This window comes from Phytopseudomonas daroniae, assembly GCF_004327275.1.
Lineage (GTDB): Bacteria > Pseudomonadota > Gammaproteobacteria > Pseudomonadales > Pseudomonadaceae > Aquipseudomonas > Aquipseudomonas daroniae.
In genome coordinates, this window is sequence record NZ_QJUJ01000003.1 from 79,732 (window position 1) to 94,118 (window position 14,387).

15 protein-coding genes are annotated in these 14,387 nt (G+C 64.0%); 7 read left to right on the forward strand and 8 right to left on the reverse strand.

Annotation, left to right across the window (positions count from 1 at the left end):
* Nucleotides 1-93: 93 nt before the first annotated feature.
* Both DNK10_RS08395 and DNK10_RS08400 read right to left on the reverse strand, forming a co-directional pair.
* Nucleotides 94-423: a hypothetical protein gene (locus tag DNK10_RS08395; protein ID WP_131191233.1), complete on the reverse strand. Its 330-nt coding sequence runs from the start codon at nt 421-423 to the stop codon at nt 94-96.
* Nucleotides 420-1,343, reverse strand: coding sequence for a LysR family transcriptional regulator (locus DNK10_RS08400; RefSeq protein WP_131181654.1), 924 nt, complete (start codon nt 1,341-1,343; stop codon nt 420-422). The genes DNK10_RS08395 and DNK10_RS08400 overlap by 4 nt, the downstream gene beginning before the upstream one ends.
* A gap of 92 nt (nt 1,344-1,435) precedes the next feature.
* Here DNK10_RS08400 and DNK10_RS08405 point away from each other — a divergent pair, with 92 nt between their 5' ends.
* Nucleotides 1,436-2,317, forward strand: a complete 882-nt coding sequence (locus tag DNK10_RS08405; RefSeq protein WP_131181655.1) for a DMT family transporter — start codon at nt 1,436-1,438, stop codon at nt 2,315-2,317.
* A 59-nt stretch (nt 2,318-2,376) separates the two neighbouring features.
* Here DNK10_RS08405 and DNK10_RS08410 read toward each other — a convergent pair whose 3' ends face one another.
* The 4 genes from DNK10_RS08410 to DNK10_RS08425 all read right to left on the reverse strand — a co-directional run bounded on the left by DNK10_RS08410 (nt 2,377) and on the right by DNK10_RS08425 (nt 6,902).
* The gene (locus DNK10_RS08410; protein ID WP_131181656.1) at nt 2,377-2,706 is read right to left on the reverse strand and encodes a cupin domain-containing protein; all 330 of its coding nucleotides are present in this window, start codon (nt 2,704-2,706) and stop codon (nt 2,377-2,379) included.
* A 24-nt stretch (nt 2,707-2,730) separates the two neighbouring features.
* Nucleotides 2,731-4,104: a GTPase/DUF3482 domain-containing protein gene (locus DNK10_RS08415; RefSeq protein WP_131191234.1), complete on the reverse strand. Its 1,374-nt coding sequence runs from the start codon at nt 4,102-4,104 to the stop codon at nt 2,731-2,733.
* 228 nt (nt 4,105-4,332) lie between these two features.
* Nucleotides 4,333-5,709, reverse strand: coding sequence for a DUF2868 domain-containing protein (locus tag DNK10_RS08420; RefSeq protein WP_131191235.1), 1,377 nt, complete (start codon nt 5,707-5,709; stop codon nt 4,333-4,335).
* Between the two features lie 89 nt (nt 5,710-5,798).
* A complete protein-coding gene (locus DNK10_RS08425) occupies nt 5,799-6,902 on the reverse strand; it encodes a glycerophosphodiester phosphodiesterase (protein ID WP_131191236.1) in 1,104 nt (367 codons plus the stop codon).
* A gap of 97 nt (nt 6,903-6,999) precedes the next feature.
* On the opposite strand from DNK10_RS08425, the gene DNK10_RS08430 reads away from it, so the two are divergent.
* Nucleotides 7,000-7,539 carry a dihydrofolate reductase gene (locus tag DNK10_RS08430; protein WP_423228074.1) on the forward strand — a complete coding sequence of 180 codons (540 nt, stop codon included), beginning with the start codon at nt 7,000-7,002 and terminating at the stop codon, nt 7,537-7,539.
* An 82-nt stretch (nt 7,540-7,621) separates the two neighbouring features.
* Nucleotides 7,622-8,269, forward strand: coding sequence for a YitT family protein (locus tag DNK10_RS08435; RefSeq protein WP_131181660.1), 648 nt, complete (start codon nt 7,622-7,624; stop codon nt 8,267-8,269).
* A 568-nt stretch (nt 8,270-8,837) separates the two neighbouring features.
* On the opposite strand, the gene DNK10_RS08440 is transcribed toward DNK10_RS08435, so the two are convergent.
* A complete protein-coding gene (locus DNK10_RS08440; protein WP_131191237.1) occupies nt 8,838-10,214 on the reverse strand; it encodes a uracil-xanthine permease family protein in 1,377 nt (458 codons plus the stop codon).
* A gap of 228 nt (nt 10,215-10,442) precedes the next feature.
* On the opposite strand from DNK10_RS08440, the gene DNK10_RS08445 reads away from it, so the two are divergent.
* The 3 genes from DNK10_RS08445 to DNK10_RS08455 all read left to right on the forward strand — a co-directional run bounded on the left by DNK10_RS08445 (nt 10,443) and on the right by DNK10_RS08455 (nt 12,601).
* The gene (locus tag DNK10_RS08445; RefSeq protein ID WP_131191238.1) at nt 10,443-11,426 is read left to right on the forward strand and encodes an SMI1/KNR4 family protein; all 984 of its coding nucleotides are present in this window, start codon (nt 10,443-10,445) and stop codon (nt 11,424-11,426) included.
* A gap of 182 nt (nt 11,427-11,608) precedes the next feature.
* On the forward strand, nt 11,609-12,079 hold the full coding sequence (locus DNK10_RS08450; RefSeq protein WP_131181663.1) for a hypothetical protein: 471 nt from the start codon (nt 11,609-11,611) through the stop codon (nt 12,077-12,079).
* Nucleotides 12,080-12,082: 3 nt separating this feature from the next.
* Entirely contained in the window at nt 12,083-12,601 is a 519-nt protein-coding gene (locus DNK10_RS08455) for an ankyrin repeat domain-containing protein (protein ID WP_131181664.1), read from the forward strand.
* Nucleotides 12,602-12,908: 307 nt separating this feature from the next.
* On the opposite strand, the gene DNK10_RS25845 is transcribed toward DNK10_RS08455, so the two are convergent.
* On the reverse strand, nt 12,909-13,229 hold the full coding sequence (locus DNK10_RS25845) for a TonB-dependent receptor (protein ID WP_165495964.1): 321 nt from the start codon (nt 13,227-13,229) through the stop codon (nt 12,909-12,911).
* Nucleotides 13,230-13,392: 163 nt separating this feature from the next.
* Here DNK10_RS25845 and tauA point away from each other — a divergent pair, with 163 nt between their 5' ends.
* A complete protein-coding gene (gene tauA, locus DNK10_RS08465) occupies nt 13,393-14,376 on the forward strand; it encodes a taurine ABC transporter substrate-binding protein (RefSeq protein ID WP_131191239.1) in 984 nt (327 codons plus the stop codon).
* The last annotated feature ends 11 nt before the right edge of the window (nt 14,377-14,387 follow it).

The following is a 14,387-nucleotide window of genomic DNA, read 5'->3' on the forward strand; positions in this document are numbered from 1 at the left end:
GGGCTCCTGCACCCGTGGTGTCCGCCACGCTCCCGTAGGAGCCGTGGGGCGATTGCCGAGCGTACTGCAGGCGTAATCCGGGAAGTGGCTCGCTCAGGTTCGCAATGAAAAGCGCCGGGCGATCTCCTCGACGCATTTGCTCGACCCGCTGAGTTTCCACTCCATCCAGTTGTCCCATTCCAGCTTCAGCTCTTGCGGCCCGCGACGCAGCCTGTAGCTGTCGTAGTCGATGCCCTTGTCGAAGGCGAGTGGGCTGTACTGAGCGACCACCTGCCAGCCCTCGGCCTTGAGGCTGTCCAGCAAGCGGTTACCCGTCTCGGTATCGATATCTTCGAGCGTGATGTGATCCGCTGTACAAACCGGTTCGCGCTCGAGCCGCCGCTGCTCCAGCCATTGGCGAAATCGTCCTGTCAGCCAGGTCATATCGATGAGCCCTTGCCCAGCCCTTCGGCCAGGTGGTCGATCAGCACCCGCAGTTTGGGCGGCAGATGGCGGGTCGGGTGGTAGAGAATCCACGCGGTGCCCTGGTAGGAGCCGGTGTAGCGCCACTGTGGCAGCACCGGTAGCAGCGCGCCAGTTGCCAGTGCGGCGGCGGCGGTGAAGCGTGGCAGGCAGGCGATGCCCAGATGGTCGAGCGCTCCGGTCAGGCGTACTTCGCTGTGGTTGCTGGCGAAGCGGCCGCTCACCGCCACCACGCATTGCTCTGGCCCGTTGCTGAAGTGCCAGCGGTGATCGTCTGGCGTTTCGTCCAGATACAGGCAGGCGTGACGCACCAGTTCGCTGGGGTGCTGAGGCATGCCGTGGCGTTGCAGGTAGTCGGGGCTCGCACACAGCAATTGTTCGACATGGCACAGCGGCCTGCCGGCCAGGGTGGGTGGTGGCTGATCGGTGATGCTCACCAGCAGGTCGAACTGTTCGCTGATCAGATCCGGGCTGCGGTCGCTGAGGTTGAGGCTGACATCCACCTCCGGGTAGCGCTGCAGGAAGTCGTTCATCAGTGGCGTGACCAGAAAACGACCAAAGGCCTTGGGCACGCTCAGGCGCACCCGGCCGCGGGGCCGGCTCATCAACTGTTCGCCCACGTCCAGGGCTGCCTGAGCGGCGTCGAGCATATCCTTGCAGCGCTCGAACACTTCGCTGCCGGCTTCGCTCAGGCGCAGGCGGCGAGTGGTGCGCTCCAGCAGGCGTACGCCGAGGGTCTGCTCGAGATGGGCGATCTGCCGGCTCACCGCCGAAGCCGTGCTGCCCTGCTGGCGAGCAGCGGCAGAAAAGCTGCCGGCCTCGACCACGCGTACGAAGATGGCCAGATAAGGGAGCAGCTGTGGAGTTAGATTCGTGCGCATGGGGAATAGGTATTGTTCATGAGTGATGGATTATCACGCTGAGAGACGCAATGGACAATGCGCTTCTTACCGATTCTCCAGGAAGCTCCGCCATGTCCACCCTGATCAGCCGTTCCCCTTCGCGCCTGCTGCAAGTCAGCGACCTGCTGCTACTCTTGGTGGCGCTGGTCTGGGGTACCAGCTACGGCGTGGCCAAGCAGGCGCTGGTTTTCTATCCGGTGCTTGGCTTTCTCGCCGTGCGTTTCTGTCTGACCTTTCTGATCCTGCTGCCGCAGTTGCGCGGCGAGGGGCGCCAGGCGTGGGCGCCGGGCATCCCGCTCGGCGGTGTGATGCTGGCCATCTTCCTGTGCGAAACCTACGGCGTGCTGCACACCTCGGCCAGCAATGCAGCGTTTCTGATCAGCCTGTGCGTGGTCATCACGCCATTCGTCGAGTGGTTGATGTTCGATCGCAGGCCCGACTCGCGCATGCTGCCAGCGGTTGCGCTGTCGCTGTTCGGCACCTGGCTGCTCAGCGGTGGCGTCGATCTGCAATTCAACCTGGGTGATGGCCTGATGCTGATGGCGGCCTTGCTGCGCGCCGTGTTGGTCTGCCTGACCGGCAAGCTCACCGCTCATACCCAGGTGCCGGCGCTGGCCTTGACGGCAGTGCAGACCGGAGTGATCGGTTTCGGCTGCCTGCTACTCGGCGTGCTGACCCTGCCAGGCGGGTTGCCCGCCTTGCCGGTGGAGCCGGCGTTCTGGATCGGCACCCTGTACCTGGTGCTGTTCGCCACGCTGTTCGCGTTCTTCGTGCAGAACTATGCGCTGCGCCGCAGCAGCCCTACGCGGGTGTCGCTGCTGATGGGCAGCGAGCCACTGTTCGGGGCGCTGTTCGCCGTACTGTGGCTGAGTGAGCAACTGACCGTGCAGGCCTGGGTCGGCGGATTTCTGATCGTAGCGGCGACGCTGTGGACGAGCCTGCTCAGGCGCTAGCTTGTGGTGCAGATCTTGTGGTGGAAGGGTCGGGCCGCGTAGGTGAAGCGTCTTCCACCCTACGGGATACTGGATGGATGCAGGTGCACTGCCAGCCATAGTGCGCCGTCGGACGTGCGCTCCACGCGGTGGGGCGTGCCGGCTGCCAGGAACAGGTGGTCGCCGGCCGCCAGTTCCACGGCCTTTCCCGCGACGGTCATCCGTGCCTGGCCGCGCACCAGTACCACCCATTCGTCCTGTTCCTGGACGTAGTCCACGGCTTCGATGCGAGCCGAACTGAGGATGCGTTCGATCACCAGGTTGCGGTGGCTCAGCAGGGTTTCGAAGCGTTCGCCCTGGGCGGGTGGCTCGCTGTCGGTGAAGAGATTGCCGAGTGGCGCTGTGGTCATGGCGACTCCTGAAAAAGGCAGCGTTCAACCCGCATCGATTTCCTTGGCCAGGCGTTCCACCTGCTCTAGTCGCTCGACCTGATCGAGGCGGGCACCGGGGTTCAGGGACGACCATTCCGGCCGTGCCCGGGCGATGCGCAGTGCGCTAGGCAGCTTGCCCTCGCGCCACTGGCTGTCCTGCAGGGCGTCGAGGCGCACCGCTTCCACCGCCGCGTGGCCACGGTTGTCGAGAGCCTGCAGCAAGTGCTGCTGACGCAGGGCGAGCAGGCGCAGCACGGCATCGTCGACGGTCAGCTCACGTTGCCCCTGGAGCTTGCCCTTGAGGCGCGAGCCATAGTTGCGCAGGGTCTGGGCGCCGCCGCCGAGCAGCGCGCCGGCCAGCGCCGCAGTACCCAGGGTCAGGCCGCCGACCAGCAGATCCACGCCAGCGCCGGCTGCCGCACCCGCGGCTGCGCCGCCGCCCAGGCGGATGCCCAGCTGTTTGATGGTTTCCGGGTTGAACAGGTCGTCGCCCCAGCGGCCGTCCAGCAACGGCAAGTCATCGGCGCGGGCATCTTCGCGGCGGAAGGCGTACAGGCGCAGTAGTGCTTCCACGCAGCGCTGTTCGCGCTGGCGCACCTCTTTACGGAGTTCGCCGATGGCGGTTTTTTCCCGTTCGGCATCGCCCGCCACGATGCGCCGGCAGGCGGCGCAGTCGACCAGCAGCTCGGCGATCAGACGCTTGGCGCTGCGGTGACGGGTAACGCGCTGGGCTTCATGATCGTCGATCAGGCGTTGCAACTGCGGGCGCGATTTCTCGTGCATCAGTGCCAGGCTTTCGTACAGCCGGCGCTCACCGTCCAGCGGCGGCGCCACGCTGTCGAAACGCACCAGGGCATGCAGGCCGAGGCGTGCCAGTGCTTCGCGCCAGTCGTCTTCGCGGTGATTGGCGCTGGCCACGAAGTTGAGCACCGGCAGCAGTGGGCGGCCGCACATGGCCAGCACGTTCAGCTCGTCGCGGTACTTGGCCAGCACCGGCTCGCGGGCGTCGATCACGTAAAGGCCGGCGTCCGATGCCTGCAACTGGCGCAACACCTTGGCTTCCTGTTCGAAGCGCTGGCGCGCCTCGCTGCCCTCCATGAAGCGCGCCAGGCGGGCGGGGCCGTCGAGGCGTTCGCCGGGGCGATCCAGCTGATCGAGGTAGTCGAGCAGGGCGATGGCATCTTCCAGGCCGGGTGTGTCGTACAGCTCCAGCAGCGCTTCGCCGTCCACCGACAGGCGCGCGCCCTCGACGTGGCGGGTGGTACTGGGGCGATGCGAGACCTCGCCGAAACCGACGTCGCGGGTCAGGGTACGCAACAGCGAGGTCTTGCCGACGTTGGTGTGGCCGACCACGGCGAGCTTCAGCGGGTGGCTCATGAGTGCCGATTCTCCACAGTTCGCCGGCTCCGTAGGAGTCCTGCCTTCGAGGCGATGCGATAGTAGCCATCCCGCCAGACATTCGGCGTGACAACCATTCGCCGCGCGGTCGCGGCTCCTACGCCGACGTAGAGTGGATGACGCTTCATCCATCCACCAGGCTTTACATCTGCACGGTGGATGAAAAGAGCGTCGGCTACGCGCCCCGATCCCCCCTTACGGTTCTCTTCAGTCATGGCCAGTCTCCAGCCAGGTCAAGGGCGAGCTGCCTTCGTGGGCCAGTTGCAGTTGATCCAGCGCCTTGTGCCAGTCGCCAAGGCGCTCGCTGTCCAGGGTTTCGCCAGGTGGCGGTTGGAGCAGCCAGATGCGCGTGGTACCGGCGCAGCGTGCCAGCTCCGCGAGCAGCGCCAGGCTGCCGCGATCCGGCGAGCGCCGTGGGTCGCAGGCGATGGCCAGGCGAGCCGGCGGGAAGCGAGTGAGCTGGTCGAGCAACTGGCGGCGCTGCTCGCGGCTGTCGATGATGCCGGCGTCGGCGACCGACTTGGGTAACACTGGTGGCCAGGGACGGCGGTCGTCCAGTTCGACGGCCACCAGCAGCGCACCCTGGCTGGCGTCGGCTCCGGCGCCGGACTGTACCTGATAGAGCTGCGCCGGCTCCGCATCGCACACGCCCAGGCGTTCGCTGTTGGGTTGCAGACGTTCGCGCAGCAGGCCATAACCCGGCAGCTCCACGTCCAGTTGCAGATTGGCCACACCGGTTCGCCAGCGCCACAGGCACACCAGTCCCAGCAGCAGGCGCGGCAGCAGGCCGTAGAGCACGACCACGCCGATCAGCCAGCCGGCCCAGGCATGCCGTGCCGACTCCAGTGGCAGCGGGCTGTCGCCGCTGGCGCGAACGGTGGCGGCATCGGGCACCGGAAAGCCCAGCAGGCCGGGCAGGGCGCCGAGGGCCTGGGTCAGGGCGACGAAGGTATCGCCGCCCAGCAGGGTGGTTTCCCAGACGAAGCCGTAACGGCGTGTGGAAAGCAGTGCCAGCAGCATCAGCAGGGCCGTGGTCAGCGCCACCAGCCAGAGTCCGTGCACGGCCATGCCGATCAACCAGCGATTGAGGCGCTGTCGGCGCAGCAGCAGGATCAGCGCCGGGCCGGTGTGCAGCGCGCTGGCGTCGCGGGCCAGCTTTTCGCTGAGCCATAGCCAGATGCGCCCGAGCACCGCGCCATGGCCGCCGCCAAGCAGCAGGCCGAAGATCCAGCCGAGCAGCATCAGCAGGTGCAGACCGAGCAGGCTGCCAAGAGCCCAGAACACATTGACCGGCGTCTGCCCGTCGCCCAATGCCGCTACCGCCAGGCCCGCGCCGCTGGCCAGGGCCAGCAGGCCGAGCAGCAGCAACGCCAGGCGAGCGCCCTGCAGCCAATGGCGTTGCGCTTGCTGCTGGCCGTCCCGCTCGGCCAGTAGCAGGGCGCGGTTTTCGATACGCGTGGCCAGATCACCGCCTGCCACCTGGGCACGGCGGTTGGCTTCGCTGTCTTCGAGCAGCCCGGCATGTTCTTCTCGCAGGCGTACGGCCTCGCAGAGCCATAGGCGTTGCAGCTTGGGTAAGGCCACGCGATCTCCCGGCGGTTATCGATCCACTGGCCAGCATAACCGTTGTGGCTGCATTGGCAAAAACCAACCCGGATTACGCCCCTGCGTGGCTAATCCAGGCTACGGCGCAGGCGCACGGCGATGTCTGGCTGGTCGATGAACAGGCCGTCGATGCCGGCGGCCAGGAAGGCGCGCAGCTCCGCCTCTATATCGCCTCGCTCTGCCGGGCTGTCGCCACGTTGCAGCTCCGCGGGCAGAAACTGGTTCTCGGCGCGGAAGGTATAAGGATGTACCAGCAGCCCGGCGGCGTGGGCATCGGCGACGAAGCGCGTCGGTTCACCCAGGCTGCCGTCCGGCTTGCGGGGGATGATGTAGCCCTTTTCCGGGCCCACGCCGACGGCGTACTCGGCCACTGCCTCGAGCCCGGCAGGCGTGGCCATCTGCGCATAGGTCAGCGGATTGCCCTGCACGACCTGGTCATGGGGTTGGCCTTTGCCGTACAGCTGCACCAGGCGCAGCGAGCTGAGCTGGCGGAGCATCTTGAGGTTGCTCACTTCGAAAGACTGGATGTACACCGGCGCCTTGGCATCGCGATAACCGTTGCGAGCGAGGATCTCGACCAGCGGTTTTTCCATGGACAGACCCAACTGGTTGAAGTGCTGGGGATGCTTGGTTTCGATGTACAGGCCGATCTCGCGACCCTGGCTGACCTGCAGTGCCTTCACCAGAGCGATGATTTCCTGCAGGGTCGGGATCTCGAACTGGCCATCGAGGCGGGTGTTGCCCGGACGGATATCGGGAATCCGCTCGATGGCGCGCAGACGTTTGAGTTCGGCGGCGGTGAAGTCCTCGCTGAACCAGCCGTCGAGCTCGATGCCATCGATGCTGGCCTTGCGTTTGCGGTCGGCGAACTCCGGATGCCGGGCCACGTCAGTGGTCAGGCCCAGCTCGTTGTCGTGGCGGGCGAACAGCTGGCCGTCCTTGCTCATCACCAGATCCGGCTCGACATAGTCGGCGCCCTGCAGAACGGCGATCGCGTAGGCGGCGAGGGTATGTTCGGGCAGGTAACCGCTGGCGCCGCGGTGAGCGATGATCAGCGGTTTGGCGTCATCGGCGCGTGTGGCGGCGGGCGCTGCCGGCGTTTCGGCGCTCGCCGCGAAGGGCAGGGCGAGCAGGGCGCTGAGCAATAGCAGGTGGGGCTGGCGTAGCGGCATTGGACATGGCTCCTGAGCGGTTTTGGCAGGTCGTCTTTTACAGCCTGCACCGACAAAGATGGCGTGGCGATGACAGTGCAGCAAGTCATGCGGCGCGATGCGGCCCTCTGCTATGCTCGCCGCCATGACTACTCGACTCCCTCTCTGCCTGATCGCTGCCCTCGCGGAAAACCGCGTGATTGGCCGCGAAAACCAATTGCCCTGGCACCTGCCGGCCGACCTCAAGCACTTCAAGGCCAAGACCCTCGGCAAGCCGATCATCATGGGTCGCAAGACCTGGGATTCCCTCGGCCGTCCGTTGCCGGGCCGTCTCAATCTGGTGGTCAGCCGTCAGGCTGGTCTGCAGCTCGAAGGCGCTGAAGTATTCGCGACTGTCGAGGCAGCCCGTGAGCGTGCCGAAGTATGGGCCCGCGAGCAGGGCGTCGACGAAGTGATGCTGATCGGCGGCGCCCAGTTGTACGAACAGGCGCTGCCCATTGCCGACCGTCTGTACCTGACCCGCGTGGCGTTGCAGCCCGAGGGCGACGCCTGGTTTCCGGCGTTCGACGAGTCGCACTGGCAGCGCGTGGAGCGCGACGAGCAGCCGGCCATCGAAGCGGCGCCGGCGCATAGTTTCGAGACCTGGATCCGATCATAGTCGAACCGCCTCTGCCTTCTTCTTGCCTACGCCACCCCACCCGGTGGCGTCTTGTTTTGTGTACCCAGCGAGACAGCCCCGCATGAACGACTCCACCTCAGGCTCCGGCGAGCAAGAGACGATTGCCGATATCTTCGTTCGTCACCCGCTCTGGGAAGATGCCCTTGCGCTCATTCTGGGCACGGCGATGGTCGCCCTGGGTATCACCTTCTACAGTCACGCCGGCCTGCTGACCGGCGGTACGGTGGGGCTGGCCTTTCTGCTCAAGTACCTGGCCGGTTGGCCGTTCGGCGCGGTGTTCTTCCTGCTCAACGTGCCGTTCTACGTACTGGCGATCTGGCGTATGGGCTGGGCGTTCACCTTGCGCACGGTCTGCGCGGTCGGCCTGGTGTCACTACTGGCCGAGCTGACGCCGCACTGGGTCTCTTTCGCGGCGCTCAACGAGTTGTACGCAGCGCTGTTCGGTGGTTTCGCCATGGGCCTCGGGCTGCTGATGCTGTTCCGTCACCGCGCCAGCCTGGGCGGCGTGAACATCCTCGCACTGTACCTGCAGGAACGTTTCGGCTTGCGCGCAGGCGCAGTGCAGATGGGCGTGGACGCCACCATCGTGCTGGCGTCGATCTTCGTCGTGGCCCCGGAAAAGGTCGCGCTTTCGGTGCTGGGCGCCGTGGCGCTGAACATGGTGCTGGCGATCAATCACCGTGCCGGCCGCTATATGGGCGTGAGCTGACAGGGCTCCCCCCGCGACCGATTATCCATCCTGATCGCGGCTGCCGATCAGTCATTCCAATGCTGTTCCGTCATGCTGACCACGCGCTACGACTTCTTAGACGCTGTTCACGATCTGCTGCGTTCCGCCAGCAGACGTAACATGTTCGACCGCAAGAAGGCGAGAGCAGCCGGTCGTAGGATGGGTGAAACCCATCGGAAATTGATGGGTTTCACCCATCCTACGGGCTAATCCAACTTACGGGATCCATGGCACGAATGTAGCCTGGATTAGCCGCAGGCGTAATCCGGGGCCGAAGGCCGTGGTCCATGATTCAACGCGGGTCACCGACCGGCCGCTCCCGCCTTTTTGCTGTCATTGCACGGGAATCTCGTCGAGAGATCGTGAACAGGTTCTAAGTCATTCGGCAGATATGTCGAGGGCCGCTGATGCGGCCCTTTTCGTTGTCGGTGATAGTCACCGATTTGTAGCCGCTCCCCGAGGCGAATGGTGGCCTCAATGCTGTTTTTGCAGAACGGCCAGCACCGCCTCGCCCTCAAGCGGGCTTCTACAGGTAATGTCGACGCGATCAGCGTTCGCTCTGCTCGCCTTTGGCCGGGCTTTCCGGCAGGAACCAGTTGAGCAGCAGGGCGCAGATGCCGCCGGTAGCCACGCCGGACTCCAGCACGTTGCGCAGCGCCGCAGGCATATGGGCAAGGAATTCCGGCACCTGGGATACGCCGAGGCCGAGGGCCAGGGACACGGCGATGATCAGCAGCGCGCGGCGATCCAGATCGATACCGGCAAGGATGTTGATGCCCGAGGCTGCCACTGCGCCGAACATCACCATGGCTGCGCCGCCGAGCACCGGCTCTGGCACTGCCTGGATGACCCCGGCCACTGCCGGGAACAGGCCAAGAATGACCAGCATCAGTGCGATCCACACGCCGATATGGCGGCTGGCGATGCCGGTCAGCTGAATCACGCCATTGTTCTGGGCGAAGATCGAACTGGGGAAGGTGTTGAACACGCCAGCCAGCAGCGAATTGACGCCATTGACCAGCACACCGCCCTTGATCCGCTGCATCCACAGCGGGCCTTCCACAGGCTGCTTGGACACCTTGCTGGTGGCGGTCACGTCACCGATGGCTTCCAGCGAGGTCACCAGGTAGATCACCAGCATCGGGATGAACAGGCTCCAGGAAAAGCCGAGGCCGAAATGCAGCGGCGTCGGCACCTGGAACAGTTCGGCCTGATGCATGCCGGTGAAATCCAGGCGGCCCAGGTAACCGGCCAGGGCGTAGCCGACGAGCAGGGCGATGACGATCGCGCAACTGCGCATCCACACCACGGGAATGCGGTTGAGCACCACGATCACGGCCAGCACCACACCGGACAGCATCAGGTTCTCGCCGTTGGCGAAGGTGCCGTTGGCCATGGCGCCGTAGCCGCCGCCCATGCTGATCAGGCCGACCTTGATCAGCGTCAGGCCAATCATCAGCACCACGATGCCGGTCACCAGCGGGGTGATCAGCTTCTTCACGAAGGGCAGTATGCGCGAGATGCCGATCTCGATGAACGAGCCGGCGATCACCACGCCGAAGATCGCCGCCATCACCGTTTCGACCGGTGTGCCCTGCTTGACCATCAGCGCGCCGCCAGCGATCAGTGGGCCGACGAAGTTGAAGCTGGTGCCTTGCACCACCAGCAAGCCGGCGCCCAGCGGGCCGAAGCGGCGGCACTGCACGTAGGTGGCGATGCCGGAGATCACCAGGCTCATGGAAACGATCAGGTTGGTGTCGCGGGCCGATACACCCAGCGCCTGGCAGATCAGCAGGCCGGGGGTGACGATCGGCACGATGATCGCCAGCAGATGCTGCAGCGCGGCGAGGATGGCCACCAGCAGACGCGGCCGGTCTTCGAGGCCGTAGATCAGTTCGTCACGCTTCAGGTCGGCTGGTTGCATGGTGGTCGCTGCCTGGAAAAACGGCGGATTCTACGGGTTGCCCGAGGCAAGCCCAAGTGGCATTCACAGGGCGAATGAAACACCGCGGGCGCCGGGGTTGCGAACCTTCCCTCGCGGAGGAGAGTCTGACGCCCGAACATGACTTTCGACCGGTAGAAAAGGCGTACGCATGAACAGGATATTGAAAGCCGCTGGCCCGTGTGCCAGCGAAGCACAGGCGGTCGGAGCATGAGCGATTTTCCGGACGATATCGACCTGCAGGCGTTCTGGGATGATAGCGCCTACGCACGTAAGGAATTCAGCGATGTGCCACCCGGCGACGCGCTGATCGCCGAGCTCGAAGCGGAGCTGGGCTACCGTTTGCCGCCGTCTTATGTCGCCTTCATGCGGCGGCACAACGGTGGTACGCCGCACATGTGCTGCTTCCCCACCGACGAGCCGACCTCATGGGCCGAGAACCACGCCGCTATCACCGGGTTCCTCAGCATCGGGCGCCACAAGAGGTATTCCCTGTGCGGTGAACTTGGCAGCCGTTTCATGATGCAAGAGTGGGGCTACCCGGATATCGGCGTGTACATCTGCGACTGCCCGTCCGCCGGCCACGACATGGTCGCTCTCGACTACCGCGCCTGCGATCCGCAGGGCGAGCCGCAGGTGGTGCATGTCGATCAGGAAAGCGACTACCACATCACCGTTCTGGCCAAGGATTTCGAGACTTTTGTGCGCGGGTTGGTCAGCGAGGAAGCGTTCGATACCGCCGAGGAGGACTTCCAGGCAGACCTGCACCGGGTGACCGAGGGCGAGTTCTCCGAGATGCTCGCGCCACTGCTGGGCGACTTTCCGCCGTTTCCGCGCATCGGCGAAGCAGTCCGCGCGATCGCCCTGCAACTGCTCGAGGAAAAACGCTATTTCGCCCTGCATGCCGACCCGCTGTCATACCTGCTGTATGACGTGCAGTTCTGGGTTTACCAGCACCGCCAGCGCGTCGAGAGCCGCCAGCAATACCAGGACGCCTACTCGCCAATGATCGCCTTCGGCGGACGTGGCTTCAGCACCTGCGGCTATGCACCGGATTTCGTCGAGGACTGGTTCAAGGCGCGTTTCAACGCCCGCGAGCTGATCGAGAGTCGGTATGGCATCGTATTCAGCGAAGCGCACACCTTGCTGATGACCGAGCAGTTACTGGGATTTCTCGTAGAGGGCCAGCCGTAAGTCGGCGGCCTTTTTGAAAGCCCTGGCCATTGGGTTCTGTTCGATAAAGCCGCAGCCTCGCGAGGCTCTGCATAGCCAGCGGAAGTGTGTCGCGATTTGGTCATCCAGTGCTGCAGGTTTTCCAGGCAGTCGCTTAATATTGGCCGACTGAACGCCGTCCCACGAGATGCCAAGGAGGCCCTATGAGTAGTTACATCACACTGCGTACATTTTCAGCGGAAGAGCTCTTGCTGGGCGAGGAAGAAACGCGACAGGTGCTCAAGTTCTTCTTCAAGGCTGAGCACACCTTCATTGATGGTTTAACCATGAGTGACAACGCGCGTGGTTTTGCACAGGGGTTACTGGTCGAAGCTATCGATGCCAGCTATGCGATGGGCTACGTGGAGGCTATGTTCAGAAGTGCCGCCAATCCGAATCAGGGGCCGGTGAAGGTCATCAAGGCCTTTGGCAAAAAAGCGGCCAGGCACTGGTTCAAGCACGCGTCGAGCAACGACCTGATGAATGTGAAGGTCTACGAATCGGTGGTCTCGACTATCGCGCGCAATTTTCGCTCGATACTGCGCACGGAGTTGGCCAAGACTAGAACCGAGCGCCCCCATGGCGCCATGCTGGCGTACCAGACGCGGCAGTCTAGCGACAGGGTCTGGGGATAACGCATGAAAAAAGCACGTAGCGTACTTTACGGACTTTCTGCGCTGGTGATCGTCGCGGCTGCCGGCGGCAGCTACCTGCTCGCCACCCAGTCGATGGAGCAGCTGGTGGAATGCGGCACCGAGGACAGCGATGCGCTGGTGCCGTCGTTGTGCGTGAGCTACTTGAAACTGTTCCGGCTGGATGCTGTTTCCATCAGTGAATTGCAGGCTGGTGCGGGGCTCGATGGCGTGCTCAACAGCCAGGGAGACAATCGCTATCAGGTCGCCGAGCTGTTGCTGCAGAACGGCCTCGATGTCGACGGCGTCAATCACTACGGTGTCGAGGGTGGCGAGCACCTCACGCCACTGCAGGCCGCTATTTATTACAACGACAGACAGCGCATCGAGTTTCTGTTGCGACACGGCGCCGACGCGAGTGTGCGAGACAGCCAGGGGCGTGATGCCCTGGCGCTGGTCGGGCACCTGAGCGCAGAGCACCCTGGTGAGGATCGGTCTGCGTTGCTGGCATTGTTCAAGCGCTGAGCGATATCGGAGGGAGTACCGCCTATAGTACCCACGGTGAGCTTGCCCGGCGGGCCGGTGAGTGTATAGGTGGTGTCGATATTGACCTGGTCTTCCGGTTCTCAGGTGGACAGCTTCTCACCCTGCTTGTCGTGCATGAGCTGGTGGGTGTAGCCCGCCTGTAATTGCCTGCCGGGTACCCGCTCACCGGAGATTTCCGCTTCTTAACCCTTGGTCTTGGATTCAACATCTTTGTAGGCACCGCCCAGCCAGAGATGCTGCCGCGCACGGAGGTAGCGTCGGTGACCGCGCGATTGTCCTCGCAGCCTTAAAAGTAGACGATGCTGGCGTTCAGGCGGCCGTGAAAGAATTCACCTTTGATCCCGACCTCGTAGTTCTTGCCTTCATTCGGCTCCACCTGTTTGTTATTGCTGTCGCGATATTCGCGCTGCGGGCCAGCCGTGATGTTGACGGTAGAGCGCCTCCAGCCCTGCATGGAACCCCGTATCGAGGCACACCGTGGACATCCCGCCTTCGAGGGATTTCTCGGATAAGAATTCGTCGCAATCCTACGGTGCGCTGCGCTGGGAATGGCCATGCCTGCACGGTGTTGACGGGTGGTTTCCGTGCTCTTTTCGGATGAATTCATTCTCGCCATCGCTCTAGCTCGTGGAGGCTTCGAAGCCGCTCTAAGCTAAGCGTTAAATGTTATTGGTTTTATATTTTTTATAACCATAAATTATCCTCCATCAGCGCCGTGGTGGCGCTTCGGCACCTGAAACCGCAGCGGTGCCACTTGCGAGGAGTCGAACGTGAAACGAACCATCAAAGCCCTGCTGCTCGCTGTCGCTGCGGCAACCGCTGTACCGGCCCATGCCGCCGACATCGTCATCGGTTACCAGACTGGTGTGGATCCGTCCAAGGTTGCCCAGGCCGACGGTGCCTACGAAAAGGCCATCGGCCAGAAACTCGACTGGCGCCGTTTCAACGCTGGCCCGGAAGTGGTGACCGCGCTTGCCTCCGGTGACGTGCAGATCGGCAACCTCGGCTCCAGCCCGCTGGCCGCCGCCACCTCGCGCAAGCTGCCGTTGGTGACCTTTCTGGTCGCAGCACAGATCAACGCCGCCGAGGCGCTGGTGGTGCGCAACGGCAGCGGTATCGAAAGCCCCGAGCAACTGGTCGGCAAGACCATCGCCACGCCGTTCGTATCCACCTCCCACTACAGCCTGCTAGGGGCGCTGAAGCACTGGAACATCGATCCGACCAAGGTGAAGATCGTCAACCTCAACCCGGCCGAGATCAACGCTGCCTGGAAACGCGGCGATATCGACGGCGCCTTCGTCTGGTCGCCGGCTCTGGGGGAGATCAAGCGTGACGGCAAAGTGCTGACCGACGCCGCCGACGTCGGCAAATGGGGCGCACCGACTTTCGAAGTCTGGGTCGCGCGCAAGGATTTCGCCGAGAAGCACCCCGAGGTGCTGGCGCAGTTCGCCAAGGTGACCCTCGACGCCTTCGCCGACTACCAGGCCAACACCGCCAAGTGGACGGCCGACTCCGAGCAGGCCAAGAAGATCGCCAAGCTGATCGGCGCCAACGCTGCCGACGTTCCCGAATTGCTGGCCGGCTCGACCTACCCCAATGCCCAGCAGCAGGCCAGCGCCGAGCTGCTCGGTGGCGGCACCGCCAAAGCCATCGCCGGCACCGCCGAGTTCCTCAAGGAGCAGAAGCGCATCCCCGCCGTGCTGCCGGATTACTCGCCCTACGTAAGCACCGAGTACGTCCGCCAGGCTCAGTAAACCCGATTTAC

Coding starts and splice junctions, on each gene's coding strand:
- DNK10_RS08450 (WP_131181663.1), top strand. CDS start 11,609: ATGAGTAGTTACATCACACTGCGTACATTTTCAGCGGAAGAGCTCTTG.
- DNK10_RS08425 (WP_131191236.1), bottom strand. CDS start 6,902: ATGCCGCTACGCCAGCCCCACCTGCTATTGCTCAGCGCCCTGCTCGCC.
- DNK10_RS08445 (WP_131191238.1), top strand. CDS start 10,443: ATGAGCGATTTTCCGGACGATATCGACCTGCAGGCGTTCTGGGATGAT.
- DNK10_RS08435 (WP_131181660.1), top strand. CDS start 7,622: ATGAACGACTCCACCTCAGGCTCCGGCGAGCAAGAGACGATTGCCGAT.
- DNK10_RS08455 (WP_131181664.1), top strand. CDS start 12,083: ATGAAAAAAGCACGTAGCGTACTTTACGGACTTTCTGCGCTGGTGATC.
- DNK10_RS08405 (WP_131181655.1), top strand. CDS start 1,436: ATGTCCACCCTGATCAGCCGTTCCCCTTCGCGCCTGCTGCAAGTCAGC.
- DNK10_RS08440 (WP_131191237.1), bottom strand. CDS start 10,214: ATGCAACCAGCCGACCTGAAGCGTGACGAACTGATCTACGGCCTCGAA.
- DNK10_RS08430 (WP_423228074.1), top strand. CDS start 7,000: ATGCGGCCCTCTGCTATGCTCGCCGCCATGACTACTCGACTCCCTCTC.
- DNK10_RS08395 (WP_131191233.1), bottom strand. CDS start 423: ATGACCTGGCTGACAGGACGATTTCGCCAATGGCTGGAGCAGCGGCGG.
- DNK10_RS25845 (WP_165495964.1), bottom strand. CDS start 13,229: ATGAATTCATCCGAAAAGAGCACGGAAACCACCCGTCAACACCGTGCA.
- DNK10_RS08415 (WP_131191234.1), bottom strand. CDS start 4,104: ATGAGCCACCCGCTGAAGCTCGCCGTGGTCGGCCACACCAACGTCGGC.
- DNK10_RS08410 (WP_131181656.1), bottom strand. CDS start 2,706: ATGACCACAGCGCCACTCGGCAATCTCTTCACCGACAGCGAGCCACCC.
- DNK10_RS08400 (WP_131181654.1), bottom strand. CDS start 1,343: ATGCGCACGAATCTAACTCCACAGCTGCTCCCTTATCTGGCCATCTTC.